This window comes from Aminobacter sp. Piv2-1 (assembly GCF_037625995.1).
Taxonomy (GTDB): Bacteria; Pseudomonadota; Alphaproteobacteria; order Rhizobiales; family Rhizobiaceae; genus Aminobacter.
In genome coordinates this window covers 184,187-201,837 of sequence record NZ_JARKMU010000010.1, presented here as the reverse complement: position 1 = coordinate 201,837, position 17,651 = coordinate 184,187, and the positions used below count along the sequence as shown (strand labels likewise).

General features: G+C 66.6%; 10 protein-coding genes. 4 read left to right on the top strand and 6 right to left on the bottom strand.

The genetic code is table 11. The features are described from left to right. Positions 1-40: 40 nt before the first annotated feature. Positions 41-6,403, top strand: a complete 6,363-nt coding sequence (locus tag AmiPiv_RS18995) for a kinesin (RefSeq protein ID WP_340039057.1) — start codon at positions 41-43, stop codon at positions 6,401-6,403. 250 nt (positions 6,404-6,653) lie between these two features. Here AmiPiv_RS18995 and AmiPiv_RS18990 read toward each other — a convergent pair whose 3' ends face one another. The 4 genes from AmiPiv_RS18990 to AmiPiv_RS18975 form a co-directional block, all read right to left on the bottom strand. Further along, positions 6,654-7,214 carry an ABC-type transport auxiliary lipoprotein family protein gene (locus AmiPiv_RS18990; protein WP_340039097.1) on the bottom strand — a complete coding sequence of 187 codons (561 nt, stop codon included), beginning with the start codon at positions 7,212-7,214 and terminating at the stop codon, positions 6,654-6,656. Positions 7,215-7,333: 119 nt separating this feature from the next. Then, positions 7,334-8,707 carry an MlaD family protein gene (locus AmiPiv_RS18985; RefSeq protein WP_340039056.1) on the bottom strand — a complete coding sequence of 458 codons (1,374 nt, stop codon included), beginning with the start codon at positions 8,705-8,707 and terminating at the stop codon, positions 7,334-7,336. A 4-nt stretch (positions 8,708-8,711) separates the two neighbouring features. Continuing rightward, positions 8,712-9,542 (bottom strand): ABC transporter ATP-binding protein, encoded by an 831-nt coding sequence (locus AmiPiv_RS18980; RefSeq protein WP_340039055.1) that lies wholly within the window; start codon positions 9,540-9,542, stop codon positions 8,712-8,714. Position 9,543: 1 nt separating this feature from the next. Next, entirely contained in the window at positions 9,544-10,731 is a 1,188-nt protein-coding gene (locus AmiPiv_RS18975) for an MlaE family ABC transporter permease (protein WP_340039054.1), read from the bottom strand. 78 nt (positions 10,732-10,809) lie between these two features. Between AmiPiv_RS18975 and dgcA the strand changes: the two genes are divergently transcribed. Beyond that, positions 10,810-11,793: an N-acetyl-D-Glu racemase DgcA gene (dgcA, locus tag AmiPiv_RS18970; protein WP_340039053.1), complete on the top strand. Its 984-nt coding sequence runs from the start codon at positions 10,810-10,812 to the stop codon at positions 11,791-11,793. Here dgcA and AmiPiv_RS18965 read toward each other — a convergent pair. Further along, positions 11,755-12,978, bottom strand: a complete 1,224-nt coding sequence (locus tag AmiPiv_RS18965; protein WP_340039052.1) for an MFS transporter — start codon at positions 12,976-12,978, stop codon at positions 11,755-11,757. The genes dgcA and AmiPiv_RS18965 overlap by 39 nt on opposite strands. Before the next feature lie 292 nt (positions 12,979-13,270). Further along, positions 13,271-14,089, bottom strand: coding sequence for a UDP-2,3-diacylglucosamine diphosphatase (locus AmiPiv_RS18960; RefSeq protein ID WP_340039051.1), 819 nt, complete (start codon positions 14,087-14,089; stop codon positions 13,271-13,273). Between the two features lie 118 nt (positions 14,090-14,207). Here AmiPiv_RS18960 and AmiPiv_RS18955 point away from each other — a divergent pair, with 118 nt between their 5' ends. Both AmiPiv_RS18955 and AmiPiv_RS18950 read left to right on the top strand, forming a co-directional pair. Beyond that, a complete protein-coding gene (locus AmiPiv_RS18955; RefSeq protein WP_340039050.1) occupies positions 14,208-14,987 on the top strand; it encodes an SDR family oxidoreductase in 780 nt (259 codons plus the stop codon). Positions 14,988-15,227: 240 nt separating this feature from the next. Then, positions 15,228-17,540, top strand: coding sequence for an NADP-dependent malic enzyme (locus AmiPiv_RS18950; RefSeq protein WP_340039049.1), 2,313 nt, complete (start codon positions 15,228-15,230; stop codon positions 17,538-17,540). The last annotated feature ends 111 nt before the right edge of the window (positions 17,541-17,651 follow it).

The window sequence follows — 17,651 nt, the reverse complement described above, 5'->3', positions numbered from 1 at the left end:
GTCCAGCAATTCCGCGTCGTTAGTACAGGGTAGCGAAGGCATGGCGAAAAAGTCCACTCCGACCAAGAACATCGATATTGACGTAGCCAAGGAGCTCGAAGAGGCTTTGGACTTCGACCTGACCGGTGCCGATGAAGGCGGGTTGGACATGGCTGCCTCCATGGAAGATCTGGAAGCGCAGATCTCGCAGGCGGCGGAAGAACTCGCGCGCGAGAGCAATATGCAGAAGCCCGCGCAGCCAAAGAGCGAACCGGCTCCGGCACGTGCGGCAAGCGTCGTCGCGGAGCCGCCGACCGTGTTGCGCCCCGTCGAGACGCGCAGCAGCCAACCGCTTCAGCCGGAAGGCTTCAAGCCCGCCAACGACGAACGCCAGAAGGATTACAAGAACCTGCTGCACAGCCTCAACCGGCGTGCGTCCAGCACCGTATACTGGGCGGTCGGGTTCGTTTCGGTCGCATGGGCGGCTGGCGGCGTTGCGCTGGCCGACCGCTTCGTCACGCCCAGCATCTGGGACATCAGGTCGCTCGACGACATCCTCGCGCGTCCCAGCCTGCTCGCATTCGCGACCGCGACGGCCGTGCCGATAGCGCTGTTCTGGGCCTTTGCCTCGATGGTCCGCCGCGCCCAGGAGATGCGCCTGGCGGCGCAGTCCATGACCGAGGTCGCCTTCCGGCTCACCGAGCCGGAGAACATGGCTCAGGACCGGGTCATGATGGTCAGCCAGGCGGTTCGCCGCGAAGTCGCGGCCATGGGCGAAGGCATCGAGCGCACGCTCGCGCGCGCCGTGGAACTCGAGACCCTCGTCCATACCGAAGTCAGCCAGATCGAACGCTCCTACTCGGAGAACGCCGCGCGCATCCGTTCGCTGGTCGACGGGCTCGGCAGCGAGCGCGAGGCCGTGGTCTCGCACGCAGAGCGCGTCCGCGCCTCGATCTCCGGCGCGCACGAGACACTGCGCGACGAACTCGGATCGGCCAGCGACATCATCCGCGACAGCATCATGAATGCGTCGACGAAACTGTCGATGACCATCACCAATTCCGGCGACGCGCTGATCGACCGCCTGAACGAAGGCGGCATGGGCCTGTTCGAGGCGATCGACGGCCGCCTGGATTCGATCAGCGACCGGCTGTCGACTTCCGGCGAAGCCTTCGCCAGCCTGCTCGACACGCGCATCGCCAAGCTGACACAGAGCACCGATCACGTAACCCGGTCGCTGACCGAACTGCTCGACGACCGCACCTCGGGCATGGTTTCGCTGCTCGGCGGCGCCGCCAGGACGATCAATTCGGAGTTCGAGACCAGCCTGCACAACATCGAGCGGACGCTGGCTGAACGCGGCCAGGCGCTCATCGGCGAGTTCCAGACCCGCGCCGAGGCACTCGACACCGGCACGGCCAAGCTGAACGCCGCACTTGAAGCGCGTGCCCGCCAGATCAACGAAACGCTGGTCGAGCGCGCCCGCGAGATCGCCACGACCTTCGTCGAGGGCCGCGACTCGCTGTCGGCGATGATCGACCAGGGCAAGACCCAGATCGGCACCGACCTCGCCGACATCATCACCTCGACCTCGACCATGCTGGAATCCCGCGCCAGCGACTTCGCCGGCCGCATGGAGGCCGCCCGCATGCATGTGTCGCGCGCCTTCGACGGCGACATCCAGCGCCTTTCGGACGCCCGCGTGGGCATCGAGCAGGCAGTCGAGGATCACACCCGCAAGCTGTCGGAAGCACGCGACCGCATGGCCTCGGCCCTCAAGGACGACCTCAGCAAGTTCGCCGAGGGCCGCGCCAGCATCGAGGCCGCCGTCGGCTTCCAGGTGCAGAAGCTGGCCGAAGGCCGCAGCCTGATCTCGCGTGCGCTCGACGACGACATGCGCAAGCTCGAGCAGTCGCGCCAATCCATCGACGACACCCTCAGCAGCCAGTTCAAGCAGCTCGCCCAGGGCCGCGAACAGCTCGCCCAGGCGCTCATGGAAGACTCTGAGCGGTTGGTCCAAGCCCGTACGAACATTGACGAAATGGTCGCCGGCCATGTCGGCAAGCTGGCCGAAGGACGCAACATCCTGTCGCGCGCCCTGGATGCCGATCTCACCAAGCTGGCCGACAGCCGCAGCAGCATTGACGGACTTGTCGCCGGCCAGGTCGAGAAGATCGCGGAAGGCCGCGCCGTCCTGGCCAAGGCGCTGGAGACCGATCTCGACGGCATCAAGGCCCTGGTCGATGGTCACTCCTCGAAGCTGGTTGCCGACCGCGCCGAGCTGACGCGCAGCCTCGAAGCCGACATTTCGGGCGTCCACAACCTGATCGAGGCTCATGCCGGCCGGCTGTCGGAAGAGCGTACGCTCTTGTCCAAGACGCTGGAATCCGATCTTGCCAAGCTGGCCGAGAGCCGCGCCGGCATCGACGGCCTCGTCGCCGGCCAGGTCGAGAAGCTTGCCGAGGGCCGCGACATCCTCAAGCGCGCGCTCGAATCCGACCTCAACACGATCCGCTCGACCATGTCGGCCCAGGCCGAGCAGCTCGGCGAGAATCGCGCCATGCTGTCCCGCACGCTCGAGGCCGATCTCGAGACGGTCCGCGGCCTGGTGTCGGCGCACGCCGAAAACCTGGCTTCGGAACGCGGCGCGCTGTCCAGGGCGCTGGAGGACGACCTCGCCAAGCTGGCCGAGAGCCGCGCCGGCATCGACGGCCTCGTCGCCGGCCAGGTCGAAAAGCTGGCCGAGGGCCGCGACATCCTCAAGCGCGCGCTCGAAGCCGACCTCAACGCCATCCGCGGCTCGATGTCTGCGCAGTCGGAGAAGCTCGCCGAAGACCGTACGGCGATGGCCCGCGCGCTCGAAGCCGACCTCGACAACGTCCGGGGCCTGATGTCGGGTCACGCCGATCGGCTGGTGGCCGAACGCGGCGCCCTCTCCAGGGCGCTGGAGGACGATCTCGCCAAGCTGGCCGAGAGCCGTTCGGGCATCGACGGCCTCGTCGCCGCCCAGGTCGAGAAGCTGGCCGAGGGCCGCGACATCCTGCGCCGCGCGCTCGAAGCCGATCTCGCCAAGATCGACGGCATGATGCTCGGCCAGGTCGACAAGCTGTCGGCCGGCCGCGACACGCTCACCAAGGCGCTCGAAGCCGACCTGGCCATGCTCAACGAGAGCCGCGCCAGCATCGACGGCATCGTCACCGGCCATGTCGGCAAGCTGGCCGAGGGCCGCGACATGCTGGCGCGCGCGCTGGACCAGGATCTCGGCAAGCTCGCCGATGCGCGGCGCGAAGTCGATCTGGCGATCGCCGGACATATCGACCAGATGGCCGCCCGCCGCTCCGACATCTCCGACGCGCTCGCCGGCGACATCGAGAAGATCGAGGACGCATTCCGGCGCCAGACCGGCGTCATCGAGGAACGCACGGGCACCATGGAGCGGGCGCTTTCGCTCGGCATCGACAATGTCCGCGGCGTGCTCGAAAAGAGCGCGGTCTTCGTGGCCGGCGCGCTGCGCGACAAGGTGATGGAAGTCACTGCCGCCCTCAACGAGGAGGCTGGCAGGGCCTTCACCGATGCCGACCGGGTGATCGCCGAGCGTGCCGAGCAGACGTCGAGCGCCCTGCTCTCCCGCGCCGAGGACATCGCCCGCGCCTTCGAGGACGCGGACCGCAGGCTTGCCGCCCGCGCCGAGGAGACGTCGAGCTCGCTGCTCGCCCGTGCCGAGGAAACCGCCGACACGCTGTCGGCCAAGGCCGGCGAAATCGCCCGGACCTTCGATTCGGCGGACCGCTCGCTCATCGCACGCGCCATCGAGACGGCGGAATCGCTGTCGTCACGTGCCGGCGACATCCTGCGCAACTTCGACTCCGCCGATGAACGGCTCGCCCTGCGCATCGGCGAATCGGCCGACGCGCTGGCGGCACGCGCCGCCGAACTCGGCCGCATCTTCGACACCGCCGACGAGAAGCTTGCGGCGCGCATCGCCGAAGGCGCGGATTCGCTCGGCGACCGTGCCGGCGAACTCAGCCGCATCTTCGATGCCGCCGACGAGCGCATCGCGGCCCGTGTCGCCGACAGCTCGGCGTCGCTCGGCAGCCGCGCCGGCGAAATCGTGCGCAACTTCGAGGAGGCCGACGAAAGGCTCGCCGCCCGCGTGTCGCAGACCGCCGACGTGCTGGCGACCCGCGCAGCCGAGATCGGAAGCGCCTTCGAGAACGCCGACAGCCGGATCGCCGCGCGCGTCGAACAGTCGGCCGACGCGCTGCTCGGACGCGCTGCCGAGATCAGCCGCGCCTTCGACGAGGCCGATGGCCGCATCGCCGCACGCATCGATGTGACCTCGCAGTCCCTGCTGGGGCGGGCGACGGAAGTCGGCCAGGCCTTCGACGAAGCCGGCCAGCAGCTTGCTGCCCGCATTGCCGAAAGCACCTCGGGCATCGGCGAGCACGCGGCGCAGATCGCCAACGCCTTCACCGAGACCGAGCAGCGCGTGGTGGCACGCGCCCACCGCACGGCAGCCGAACTCGACGCCCGCGCCAAGGCGATCGAGGAAACGCTCGTCAATGTCGACGAGCGCCTCGCCCGTGGTGCGGAAGGCGTCGGCGCGCGTATCGACGAGCACCTGTCGAGCGCGCAGAACCGCCTCGCCTACGGCGCAGAATCGATGGGCGAGAAGCTCGCAGAGCAGGTCGCCCAGGCGGAGGCTCAACTGGTCGCCCGCGCCAACGTGATCGCCGAGACCTTCACGGCCGTCGGCCAGCACATCGGCCAAAGCACCAACGAAGCCGCGCGCACGATCGGCACCAACACCCGCGAGCTCAACGCCATGCTGGCCGAGCGCTCGAACGACATCGCCAAGATCCTCGACGAGACCGCCCGTCCGCTGGTCGAGCGTTTCGCCGAGGGCGGCTCGGAGCTGCAGCGGAGCATGGAGGAAGCCACCGCCCGCGCCACCGAGAAGCTGCGCATCGAGAACGCGGCCCTGGTCGACGCCATTTCCAGCCGCACCGCCGAAACGCTGTCTGCGGTTGAGGGCGCTCGCTCGACGCTGGCCGAAAACGTCGCCGATCTCATCGGCCGCATGTCGACGTCGAGCAACCAGCTCGGCGAGCTGATCGAACGCGCGGCGCAGAACCTGGCGACCGTCGACGACCGCCTGACCAGCAGCACCACGGCCTTCTCGGCGACCACCGACAAGGCGGCGCAGACCTTCGCAAGCGCTGCCCGCCTCGTCGATTCGAACACGAACCGCCTGACCGACCTGTCGTCGAGCACGCTGCGCGAGGTGGCCTCCATCGCCACCAAGTTCGATGAGCACAGCCGCCTTTTGTCGAGCGCCTCCAACCTGCTCGCCTCGGCCCAGAGCAACCTCGAACACACGCTCGAGCGGCAGTCGTCGCTGGAGGACCTGGCCGTAGGCCTGGTCAAGAAGTCGGAAGAACTCGAGCGCGTCATGCAGTCGTTCGAGCGCCTCGTCGGCCAGACGCTGGAAAGCGCCGAGGGCAAGACGATGGAATCGGCCGAGAAGATCCGCAGCACCATCGCCGACGTCGTCGAAACCGCCACCAAGCGCTTCGCCGATGCGACCGACGACATGCGCCGCACCGCGGGCTCGATCAAGACCGAGCTCGAAAGCACCCGCGCCGAGCTCAAGAAGGGCGTGCTCGACATGCCGCAGGAGGCCAAGGAATCGACCACGGCCATCCGCCGTGCGGTCTCCGAGCAGATCAACGCGCTCAAGGAGCTCTCGGCCATCGTCGCCAAGTCGGGTCGCACGGTGGATGTGTCCGACGCATCGCTGCGCACGCCGCCGCAGGCGCCGCGCCGCCCTGCCCCCCAGCCGGAACGCGGCGAGCCGCATGTCCCGCTCAGCGGCGGCACCGGCCTACGCGGCACGCTCGACATCGAGCGCCCGACGGCTCCGGCCCAGCCGGCCCAGCCGGCGCGCGAGCCGGCCAGCCGCGCCCAGCAGGGCGGATGGGTGCGCGACCTCTTGACGGGAGCATCGCGCGAGCAGGAGCCCGCCCGTCAGGCGATGCAGCCGGAGCCGCGCGCGGTGCCGGCACAACGCTCGCCGCTGCATGTGGTCGAATCGCTCAATTCGCTGTCGGTCGACATCGCCCGCGCGATCGACCACGACGCCTCGATCGAGCTGTGGAACCGCTATCGTCGCGGCGAGCGTGACGTCTTCACCCGCAGGCTCTACACGCTGAAGGGCCAGCAGACCTTCGACGAGATCCGCCGCAAGTATCAGGGCGACGCCGAATTCCGTTCGGCCGTCGACCGCTACTGCGACGATTTCGAGAAGCTGCTCAAGGACGTGTCGCGCAACGACCGCGACAACATGATGACCCAGACCTATCTGACCTCGGATACGGGCAAGGTCTACACGATGCTCGCCCACGCGGCAGGCCGCCTGAAGTAAAGCGGCTGCCGGAAGGCAGTAGGGGCACCAAGGCGAAAGGGCAGCAGGTCCGGCACCTGCTGCCCTTTTTGCTGTCTGGAATTCGTGTTTTGCAGTGCCGACTTGTCTCGCCACGCGCACTTGCTGCCCCGTCCAGTCAGCTGGCATGGATCGAGCCGCGAGCAGGCGCGGTCAGCAGCGGCTTGATGCAAGGGAGCGGAATGCGGCGCCAGGCCTACCGCTCTACCGCCCTATCCCCTTGCTGACCTGTTCAGATCAGCGATTCCGTCCATTTGACGATTTGGCCGGCGGCCTGCCCGAAGGCGGCGTCGAGGGCGGCGACATAGGCGTCGTTGCCCGCCCCCGAAACCGGGACGCTGGCCGTGAACACGCGCGAGGCGCGCACCTGGCCGTTGCGGTCATTGAGCAACCGGACGAACAGGTCGACATCGGCGCGCTCTCCGCCCCCGACCCGTATTTCGAAGCTGCGGATCTCCACGATGACCTGGTAGTCGATGGCCAGCCCTTCGCCGGGCTTGCCGATGCCTATGAAACCGCCGGCCCGCTGGAACGTCTCCGCGAGCCGCGCCTGGACGATGCGCGGCAGCCGGTCGGACCACTGCGCGCCCTTGAGGAACTGGATGGAGCCGGGTGCCGGCTTGATGACGATGCGCTCGCCGTCGAGCGCCTTCAGCGCCGACGGTTCGGCAATGAGGATCTGGCGTCGGCTCTGGCCGTCGCGGCCGTCGACGGCCGGCGCGGAAAGCTCAAAGGTGTCGAGCGGCGGCGGCGTGCTGACGAGAAGCGAGGCGCAACCCGACAGCGCCAGCATGGCCGCAGCAAGCAGCGTTGAAGTTCCACCAGCTTTCACCTGTTGTCCCCGGACACGACTCACTCGCGTAATGCGCGAACCACCCTCCAGACGTGTCATGCTGCGACGGGCCGGCGATGTCAACGACGCACCCGTCCGTCGAACTCGCGTACGGTGCCTTCGCCTCCGGTGATGATGCGTTGCGGATTGCGCTGCAGGTCGGTGATCGCCTCTTCGATGCGGGTGACCGAACGCCGGCTGTCCTGGACCAGCGCCTCGACGTCGCGCAAGCCCTGCCCGGAGAAGCGGGCGAGGCCATCGGTGATCGTGCCGAGCCGGGCATTGAGCGTGTCTGCGACCTGCTTGAAGGCCTTGAGCGTTTCGCTCGCATCGGACATGACGCCTTCGGCCTCGCCGGTGCCGAGGAGCTTGTCGACCTTGGCCAGCACGCCGTCGACCCGCGTGGAGGCCTGGTTGAGCCGCGAGGCCAGTTCCTTGGCGTCGGTGACGATCTGGTCGATGTCTTCGGCGCGGTTGCCGAACTTGTCGGTGACCTTGGCGATGTCGGCCGCCACCTTGTTGGCGTTCTCGCTGGCCTTGCGGACATTTTCGAGCGACTCGCGCACGGTGGCCGCATCGACGCCTTCGAGCGCTCCGTCGAGCTTGGTCAGCGTCTGCTGGGTTTTCTGGGCGAAGTCGTTGATCGACGCGACGGCGGTGTTCACGCCCTTGACGACGTCGTCGATCTGGTCGCTCTGCTCGCCGAGCTTGGTGGTGAAGCTGTCGACGTTGGCGACGATGTTCTTGACCTTGTCCCGGTCGACCGACTTGAGGATGCCTTCGGCGGCCTCGATGGTGCCGTCGAGCTTGCCCGAAACGCCCGCCAGTTCCTCCGAGAGCGCGCTCACGCTCGCCAGGAACTTGTCGACGCCTTCCGAATTGCGCGCCAGCGACTGCGAAAATTTCTGCGCGTTGGTGACCGTCTCGGTCAGCGGGCCGCGGACGTCGTTGGTGAACCCTTCGAGATTGGTCAGCACCGTGTCCGCGCGCTTGAAGATGTCCTGTGCGGTCTGCAGCAGATTGGTCACGGCCGACGGGTTGGCGACGATCTCGGCTGTCTTGCCTTCGGCCTCCGCCTGGTCGAGCAGGTTAGCTTCGTTGACGTCGGCGCCCTTGAGTTCGATGTTCGCCTGGCCGGTGAGGCCGGCCAGGCCGATATCGGCCTGCGTCGACTGCGTGATCGGCGTCAGCCTGTCGATCTCGGCATCGGCGATCGCCACGCGCGGATTGGTGACGTCGAGATAGACCCGCCGGACGTCGCCGACCTTGACGCCGTTGAACAGCACGAAGCTGCCGCGGCTGAGGCCGGATGCCGAACCGGGAATGCGCACGCGCAGCATCGCCGTCTCGCCGCGCTCGCCAATCGCAGCCGTCCAGTAGACGAAGGCAAAGGCGGCCAGGATCGCGACCAGCGTGAAGATGCCGACGATGACGTAGTTGGCCCGAGTCTCCATCACATCATTCCATCTCTACCCTGGCCGCAAGATCAAGCTGGCGGGCACGCTTTCCACGGAAGTACGACTTAACCCACGGCTCGTCGCTCTTCAGCATGTCGTCGATCGTTCCTTCGACGAGCACCTTCTTGTTGCCGAGCACGGCAACGCGGTCGCACACCGAAAACAGGCTGTCGAGGTCGTGGGTGACCATGTAGACGGTAAGCCCCATGGTGTCGCGCATCTTGGCGACCAGTTCGTCGAACTCGGCTGCGCCGATCGGATCAAGGCCCGAAGTCGGCTCGTCGAGGAACACGATGTCGGGGTCGAGCGCCAGCGCCCGGGCGAGCGCGGCGCGCTTGATCATGCCGCCAGACAGTTCCGACGGGTATTTGTCCGCGGCATCCGGCGGCAACCCGACCAGGTCGATCTTGAGCCTTGCGAGTTCGTCCATGAGCTTTCGCGGCAGGTCGAGATACTCTCGCATCGGAACCTGCACGTTCTCGAGCACGGTCAGCGCCGAAAACAGCGCCCCGTGCTGGAACAGGACGCCGAGCCGCATGTCGATCCTCAGCCTTTCCAGCTCGTTGGCCTTCTCGAGATCGACGCCGAACAGCCTGATCGTTCCCGACTGCTTGCGGATCAAGCCGAGGATGGTGCGCAAAAGCACCGACTTGCCCGATCCGGAGGCACCTACGAAGCCGAGGATTTCGCCCCTCCGGATATCGAGCGACAGCTTGTCTAGGACAACGTTGTCGCCGAACGCGACCGTGAGGTCGCGCACCGAAAGCAGCGCCTCTCCCTTGCTCCCGGGATCCTGGATCTCGGCGTGGATGGTTCTGGTCCTGCTACCCATGTCAGAAGTCGATCGCTGCGTAGAACATGGCGAACAGGCCATCGAGGATGATGACGACGAAGATGGCCTTCACCACCGCGGCGGTGACGTGGCGCCCGAGCGATTCGGCGCTGCCGCCGACCTTCAGACCCTCGACCGAGGCGATCGTGCCGATGATCAGCGCCATGAACGGCGCCTTGATCAGGCCGGCGAAAATGGTGCTGAGGTCGATGGCGACGCGCAGACGTTCGATGAAGGCGGCCGGAGGAATGTCCGAATAGAACCAGGCCGTGGCCATGCCGCCGCCGAGCGCTGCAAAATTGGCGAGGATCGAAAGGCATGGCAGCGCGACGACGAGCGCGACCAGGCGCGGGAAGACCAGCACGCCGATGGGGTTTAGGCCGATGACGGTGAGCGCATCCACCTCCTCGCGCATCTTCATCGAGCCGATCTCGGCGGTGATCGCGCTGCCGGAACGGCCGGCGATCATGATGGCCGTCATCAGCACGCCGAGTTCGCGCAGCACCAGCACGCCGATCAGGTCGACGACGAAGATGTCGGCGCCGAAATAGCTGAGCTGGAATGCACCCTGCTGGGCGACGATGGCACCGACGATCGTCGACATCAGCAGGACAACGGGGATGGCGCCGACGCCCATGCGGTCGACCTGATGGAAGATCGCAGCGGGATTGACCGCATGGCCCCGGCCAAGCTTCATCTGGGCGCCGCGGATGGTTGCACCCAGGATGTTCATCGCAGCGAGAAAATCGTCCCGCATCTCGTAGACGCGTCGTCCGATGGTTTCCAGGAAGCGGATGACTATGTTGGGACTTTCCGCCTCGGCCCTGGCGGCCTCGCGGCGCGCCGCCTCGCCGACCGCGCCCAGAAGGATATCAGCCGCTTCGCTGCGCCCTTCGACGCTGATGCGTACACCCTTCCTTTCGTTGGCGCTGACCAGCCTGTCGATGATCCAGGCGCCTGCGGTATCCATCTTCTCGATACCGGCGAGATCGAGCGCCAGGGCCTGGAACCCCGTGCGTGCCTCGATCTTGCGCATCTCGGCGTCGACGAAGGCCACGGTACGGGTCGTCCAGATGCCCGTGAACACGCAAGCAAGCACGCCATTGCGCTCCGCCACCGCAACCTGCGGTCGGTGCTTGCTGTCGCCGGCCGCCCCGCCGCTTGCTTCCCGTTTGCCGATGGTCAACATGGCACACTACTTAACGCGTCGGCTGCGGCATGTCGATTTACGCACCTCAGAACCGGCGTCCTTGCGGAGCAGTTTTTCATGTCTCGTGTCCTTTCGGTCGTCGCGGAGAGCTTCCCTATTGCTGGGACCTTCACCATTTCCCGCGGATCGAAGACCGAGGCCGAAGTAATCACCTGCACGATCGCCGAATCAGGCCGCGTCGGCCGCGGCGAATGCGTGCCCTACAAACGCTATGGCGAGACGATGGAGAGCGTGCTCGCGGCGATCGAACTGGCCCGGCGGGCGATCGAGGCCGGCGCCTCCTGCGCCGATCTGCTCGAGCTCATGCCGGCCGGCGCAGCCCGCAACGCGGTCGACTGCGCGTTGTGGGACCTGGAGGCGAAGTCGAGCGGCGTCCGCGCCTACGCGAAGCTCGGTCGGGCCAAGCCGAAGGCACTGGAGACGGCCTACACGCTTTCGCTCGCCGAGCCGGAGGCGATGGCAGCGCAGGCACGCGCCAATGCAGCGAGGCCGCTGCTCAAGGTCAAGATCGGCGGCGACAACGATACCGCCCGCATCCGCGCGGTTACCCAGGCCGCGCCGAACAGCCGCATCATTCTCGACGCCAACGAGGGCTGGACCGCTGCCAACATCGCCGAGAACCTCGCGCTTGCCGCCGAACTGGGCATCGCCCTGATCGAGCAGCCCCTGCCCGCCGGCGCCGATCAGATTCTGGCCCGGATTCCCCATCCGGTGCCGATCTGCGCCGACGAAAGCGTGCACGTCGCAGCCGACCTGGAGGCGCTGCGAGACCGCTACGACGCCATCAACATCAAGCTCGACAAGGCAGGCGGGCTGACCGCGGCACTCGAATTGCGCGACCGTGCCCGCACGCTCGGCTTCCAGCTGATGGTCGGCTGCATGGTGGGCACGTCGCTCGCCATGGCGCCCGCGGTGCTGCTTGCCCAGGACGCGGAATTCGTCGACCTCGACGGGCCGCTGCTGCTGGCGCGGGACCGCCAGCCCGGGCTCACCTACGAGGGCTCAGTGGTAGCTCCGCCCTCGCCCGAGCTTTGGGGCTGAACGCGACCCGATCAGCACCAGGCCGATGGCGAAGGCGGCGACGCCGGCCATGAAGAAGAAACCGTTGGCGCCGAATCGGTCGTAGAGCGGTCCGGAAATCAAGGTCACCACCGCCATCGACATGCCGTTGGTGAAATAGGCGACGCCCTGCGCGGCACCGGTCTTCTCCTCGGGCACGGATTCGGCAATCAGCTTCTGCACGCCGATCAGCACCAGGGCGGTGGACAGCGCATGCAGGCTCTGCACGGCGAAGAAGCCTGCAACGCCAAGCCCCAGCGGCCAGATAAGCGGATAGGCGAGCCAGCGCAAAATCGCCCCCACGCCGGCCAGCACCAGCACGAATGCGGTCGAGCGCCCGCCGAACAGCCGAGCGAAGAGCATGAACATGACGATCTCGGCCGCGACGCCCCAGCTCCACAGCAGTCCCACGACGGTCTCGTTGATGCCGAGCGACTTCCAGTAGATCGAGACGAAGCCGTAGAGGAAGCCGTGGCTGGCGACGATGACCCCGGTACCACCCGCCATGAGCAGGAAATAGCGGTTGAACAAACTGGGCGCCTGCTGCTGCAGGTCGGTGGCCGACAGCGGCGAGGCGCGTCTCGGTCTGCCGAGGCGCGGCGTGACGAACGACATCAGGAAACAGCCGAGCAGTCCGATGGAGATGATCGCCGGGACGGCGTCGGCTCCGGTCAAAGACAGGATGAACCCCGCCCCGAGGCTGCCGCCGAGAAAGGCGATGGAGCCCCAGATGCGCATCGCCGCATAGTCCGAGCCGTAGCGGCGCACGCCCGACAGGGCCAGCGAATCGGCGATCGGCGCGTGCGGCGTCCAGACGACGGACAGTGCCAGCGACACCGCGAGCACGACGAAATAGGTCGGCTCGAGGAAATAGCCGAGCGACAGCAGCAGCGACGAGACGGCCAGGACCAGGAACACGTTGGCGCGGTCCTTCGCCCGATCGGCCATCGCGGCAATGAGCGGCGTGGTGATGACGCGCAGGAACATCGGCGCCGACAGGATGACGGCGATCTGCTCCGGGTCGAACCCCTTGGCCTCTAGCCAGAGCGGAAAATAGGGCAGATGCACGCCCATGGGGACGAAGAGCGCGGCGAAGAGCAGCGAGATGCGCAGGTCGAAGCTGCGCGGCTTGATCTGCTGTTCGGGCGTGAGCGGCGGAAGGGTCATGGCGGGCATTCGGTCCGGGTGCAGACCCGAACCATGCAAGCCTCACCGATTTGCCCGATCCATTATCACGGGTGCCCTTCGCGCGGAAGCTCTCGGCTGGGGCGCAAGGATTGGGCCAAGCGCCCTGCGCCGTGGGCTCGACATCTCGTCGGACGGCCGTTCGCAGGCGCCGAGGCGGGCCGAGCGCCGTCGTACCGTGCGGCCGACCGGTGCCACGTCGATAGCGGCATGGCCCGGCCCCTCGCGACAGCGACGCGACGTGTGGGTTGGATTGCACATGGAAGGGGTCCGATCAGGCCGCCTTGCCGACCGCCTGATCGATCGCGACCGGCACGAAGGGTTCGTTCACCAGCCTACCCGCCATCACATGCGGCCAGCGCAGGATGACGAAGCTGCCGTCGAAATTCTCGGCCACGGCAGTGCAGTTTTCCACCCAGTCGCCGGTGTTGATGTACTGGATGCCGTCGAAATCCTCGATCGCGGGATGGTGGATGTGGCCGCAGATGACGCCCTCCACTTCCGAGCGGCGGGCTTCCTCGGTCAGGACCTGCTGGAAGGCACCGATGAAGTTCACCGCCTTCTTCACCTTCACCTTGGCCCACGAAGAGAATGACCAGTAAGGCATGCCGAAGGTGCGGCGGAAGCGCGCCACCACGCGGTTCGTCGCCATCGCCGCGTCGTAGGCGAAGTCGCCGAGATAGGCGAGCCAGCGCGCATTCTGGACGACGGCGTCGAACTGGTCGCCATGGATGACGAGGAAGCGCTTGCCGTCGGCGGCCTCGTGGATGGCGCGGTCGGCAACGACGATGCCGCCGAAATGCACGCCCTGGAAATTGCGGGCGAATTCGTCGTGGTTGCCGGCGATGTAGGTGATCTCGGTTCCCTTGCGCGCCTGGCGCAGCAGCTTCTGGACAACGTCGTTGTGAAGTTGCGGCCAGTGCCACTGCCGGCGCAGGCGCCAGCCGTCGACGATGTCGCCGACCAGGAAGATCTTCTCGGCCTCGTGATGGCGCAGGAAGTCGATGAGGAATTCGGCCTTTGCCGCCTTCGACCCCAGATGCACGTCGGAGATGAACAGCGTGCGGAAATTGCGTGTGCTCGTGCCGGACATGGCATTCGACCCGTTGCTTTTGCCGTGGCTATGCCCAGATTCATGCAACAGGCGTATGACGGTTGCGGCTCGGGCCCGGCGGTTCTAGGCTGTGCCATCACCGACAGGAGAACGCATCATGGATCTCGGCATCCGCGGGAAGAAGGCAATCGTCTGCGCCTCGAGCAAGGGGCTCGGCAAGGGCTGCGCCATGGCGCTGGCGGAGGCCGGCTGCGAGCTTTTCCTCAACGGGCGCGACGCAGGCGTCCTGAGCCGCACCGCCACCGAAATCCGCCAACGCTACGGGGTACAGTTGACCGAGATCGTCGGAGATATCTCGGAGCCAGCGGTGCAGAAGGCACTGCTCGCCGCCTGCCCCGAGCCCGACATCCTGGTCAACAACAACGGCGGTCCGCCTTATCGCGATTTCCGCGAACTCGACCGCGAGAAGATCCTCGCCGGCGTCACCAACAACATGGTCACACCCATAGAACTGATCAAAGCGGTGATCGACGGCATGGCCACGCGCGGCTTCGGCCGCATCGTCAACATCACCTCGCTGTCGGTCTACACACCAATTCCGGGGCTCGACCTGTCGTCCGGCGCGCGTGCAGGCCTGACCGCCTTCCTCGCCGGGGTGGCGCGCACCGTCGCCGACCGGAACGTCACCATCAACAACATGCTGCCTGGCAAGCTCGACACCGACCGCCTGCGTGGCCCGCACGAGCCGGGAAGCATCGAGGACCCGGCGGAAGGTGCGGCGAGGCGCGCGCGCCTCAGCGCCGGCATCCCCGCCGGCCGGCTTGGCACGCCGGAAGAATTCGGCCAGGTCTGCGCCTTCCTGTGTTCCGTCCATGCAGGCTACATGACCGGGCAGAACATACCGGTCGACGGCGGGCTCTATGTGAGCTCCTTCTAGCCTTCTCGGCGCCTTGATCGCCCTGTGGATGGGTCAGCTTGCGCGTCCTAAGGACGCGCAGCGCCCGCCCAGCCTCACAAAAGACCGAATCGGCATTTCAACCGCTGCCTACAAGTGGCTGGAATGATTGCGTTTCCGGCAATTGAAAGTGATTCAACGTCCGTTTGGCCGTTGATGCCTCGAAAATTGCGCAGGCCGTGCTAATAACGGCCTTTGAAACTAATTTTGAAGGAGCGGGACATGGCAGGGGACGAAAAGAAGAAGGAGCCGCTGTCGGATCTCGACCAGGCCGCGCTCTTCTTCCACAAGAGCCCCGTCCCGGGAAAGCTGGAAATCCAGGCCACGAAGCCGCTCGGCAACCAGCGCGACCTGGCTCTCGCCTATTCGCCCGGCGTCGCCGCTCCCTGCCTCGCCATCAAGGACGATCCCGAGACGGCCGCCGACTATACCGGCCGTGCCAACCTGGTTGCCGTGATCTCCAACGGCACCGCAGTGCTCGGCCTCGGTAACATCGGGCCGCTAGCCTCCAAGCCGGTCATGGAAGGCAAGGCGGTCCTGTTCAAGAAGTTCGCCGGCATCGACGTCTTCGACATCGAGATCGATGCCCCCGAGATCGACCAGATGGTCAGCACCATCGCCGCGCTCGAACCGACCTTCGGCGGCATCAATCTCGAGGACATCAAGGCGCCTGAGTGCTTCGAGGTCGAGGCGCAGCTCAAGGCCAGGATGGACATCCCGGTCTTCCACGACGACCAGCACGGAACCGCCATCATCGTCGCAGCCGCGGTTCTCAACGGCCTCGAACTCGCCGGCAAAAAGATCGAGGACGTCAAGATCGTGACGTCGGGCGCGGGCGCGGCGGCGCTCGCCTGCCTCAATCTCCTGGTCTCGCTCGGCGCCAAGGTCGAGAACATCTGGGTCACCGACCGCTTCGGCGTCGCCTACAGGGGGCGCGTCGACGAGATGGACCGCTGGAAGGATCCCTACGTCAAGGACACCAACGCGCGCACCCTCGCCGACGTCATCGGCGGCGCCGACGTGTTCCTCGGCCTGTCCGCGGCGGGCGTGCTCAAGCCAGAGCTTCTCACCGAAATGGCCGAGAAGCCGCTGATCCTGGCGCTCGCCAACCCGAAGCCGGAGATCATGCCGGAAGAGGCGCGTGCCGCCCGGCCGGACGCCATGATCTGCACCGGCCGTTCGGATTTCCCGAACCAGGTCAACAACGTGCTCTGCTTCCCCTACATCTTCCGCGGCGCGCTCGACTGCGGCGCACGCGCGATCAACGAAGAAATGAAGATGGCGGCGGTTCGGGCAATCGCAGCCCTTGCCCGTGAAGAGCCGTCCGACGTCGCCGCCCGCGCCTATTCCGGCGAGACACCGATCTTCGGGCCTGATTTCCTCATCCCCTCGCCCTTCGACCCGAGGCTCATCCTGCGCATAGCGCCCGCCGTGGCCAAAGCCGCCTGCGACAGCGGCGTGGCCAGCCGGCCGATCACCGACTTCGCCGCCTATGTCGACAAGCTCAACCGCTTCGTCTTCCGCTCCGGCCTGGTGATGAAGCCGATCTTCTCGAACGCCAAGCAGGCGGCGGCCAAGCGGGTCATCTACGCCGATGGCGAGGACGAACGCGTGCTGCGCGCGGCCCAGGTCGTGATCGAGGAGAACCTGGCCAAGCCGATCCTCATCGGGCGTCCGCATGTCATCGAGGTGCGGTCCAAGCGCTACGGCCTGCGCATCCGCCCGGGCATCGACTTCGAGGTCATCAATCCCGAGGACGATCCGCGCTACCGCCACTATGTCGACCACCTGATCGAACTCGGCGGCCGGCGGGGCATCACGCCCGAGGCGGCCCGCACCATGGTGCGCACCAACAACACGGTGATCGCCGCGATTGCGCTCAAGCGCGGCGACGCCGACGCCATGATCTGCGGACTGGAGGGCCGTTTCGAGCGCCACCTGCGCAACGTCCAGCTGATCGTCGGCGCGCGCGACGGCGTCAAGGACCGCGACCTCTCGGCCCTGTCGATGCTGATCACCCAGCGCGGCGTGCTGTTCTTCACCGACACCTATGTGACGATCGATCCCACCGCGGAGGAGATCGCCGAAATGACAATGCTGGCGGCCGACGAGATCCGCCGCTTCGGCATCGAGCCCAAGGCCGCGCTGGTGTCGCATTCGAATTTCGGCTCGCGCGAGTCGGCCAGCGCGCTCAAGATGCGGGAGGCCGCGGCGATCCTGAAACGCATCGCCCCGGATCTCGCCAGCGATGGCGAAATGCACGGCGATTCGGCACTTTCCGAAGCGCTACGCCAGCGCGTCTACCCGCACTCGAGCCTGAAGGGCGAAGCCAACCTTTTAGTGTTCCCGAACCTCGACGCCGCCAACATCGCGCTCACCACCGTCAAGACTATGATGGACGCGCTCCATGTCGGGCCGATCCTGCTTGGAACGGCCCAGCCGGCGCACATCCTGACGCCTTCCGTCACTTCGCGCGGCATCGTCAACATGACTGCGCTGGCCGTCGTCGAGGCCTCGCAGCGGGCCCAGGCGTAGGACGTCGGCGGCACGAAGGAACGGTTAACGGGTCGAGGCTAGCCTTTCGCCGCAGGAGCGGCTGGTGGCATGTATTGGCGATGCGGCAATAAGGGACGCCCCGGCGGCCGC

What these genes read in the sequence shown, in the direction of transcription:
- AmiPiv_RS18995 (WP_340039057.1), top strand. Translation starts at nt 41, where the DNA reads ATGGCGAAAAAGTCCACTCCGACCAAGAACATCGATATTGACGTAGCC.
- AmiPiv_RS18990 (WP_340039097.1), bottom strand. Translation starts at nt 7,214, where the DNA reads ATGCTGGCGCTGTCGGGTTGCGCCTCGCTTCTCGTCAGCACGCCGCCG.
- AmiPiv_RS18985 (WP_340039056.1), bottom strand. Translation starts at nt 8,707, where the DNA reads ATGGAGACTCGGGCCAACTACGTCATCGTCGGCATCTTCACGCTGGTC.
- AmiPiv_RS18980 (WP_340039055.1), bottom strand. Translation starts at nt 9,542, where the DNA reads ATGGGTAGCAGGACCAGAACCATCCACGCCGAGATCCAGGATCCCGGG.
- AmiPiv_RS18975 (WP_340039054.1), bottom strand. Translation starts at nt 10,731, where the DNA reads ATGTTGACCATCGGCAAACGGGAAGCAAGCGGCGGGGCGGCCGGCGAC.
- dgcA (WP_340039053.1), top strand. Translation starts at nt 10,810, where the DNA reads ATGTCTCGTGTCCTTTCGGTCGTCGCGGAGAGCTTCCCTATTGCTGGG.
- AmiPiv_RS18965 (WP_340039052.1), bottom strand. Translation starts at nt 12,978, where the DNA reads ATGACCCTTCCGCCGCTCACGCCCGAACAGCAGATCAAGCCGCGCAGC.
- AmiPiv_RS18960 (WP_340039051.1), bottom strand. Translation starts at nt 14,089, where the DNA reads ATGTCCGGCACGAGCACACGCAATTTCCGCACGCTGTTCATCTCCGAC.
- AmiPiv_RS18955 (WP_340039050.1), top strand. Translation starts at nt 14,208, where the DNA reads ATGGATCTCGGCATCCGCGGGAAGAAGGCAATCGTCTGCGCCTCGAGC.
- AmiPiv_RS18950 (WP_340039049.1), top strand. Translation starts at nt 15,228, where the DNA reads ATGGCAGGGGACGAAAAGAAGAAGGAGCCGCTGTCGGATCTCGACCAG.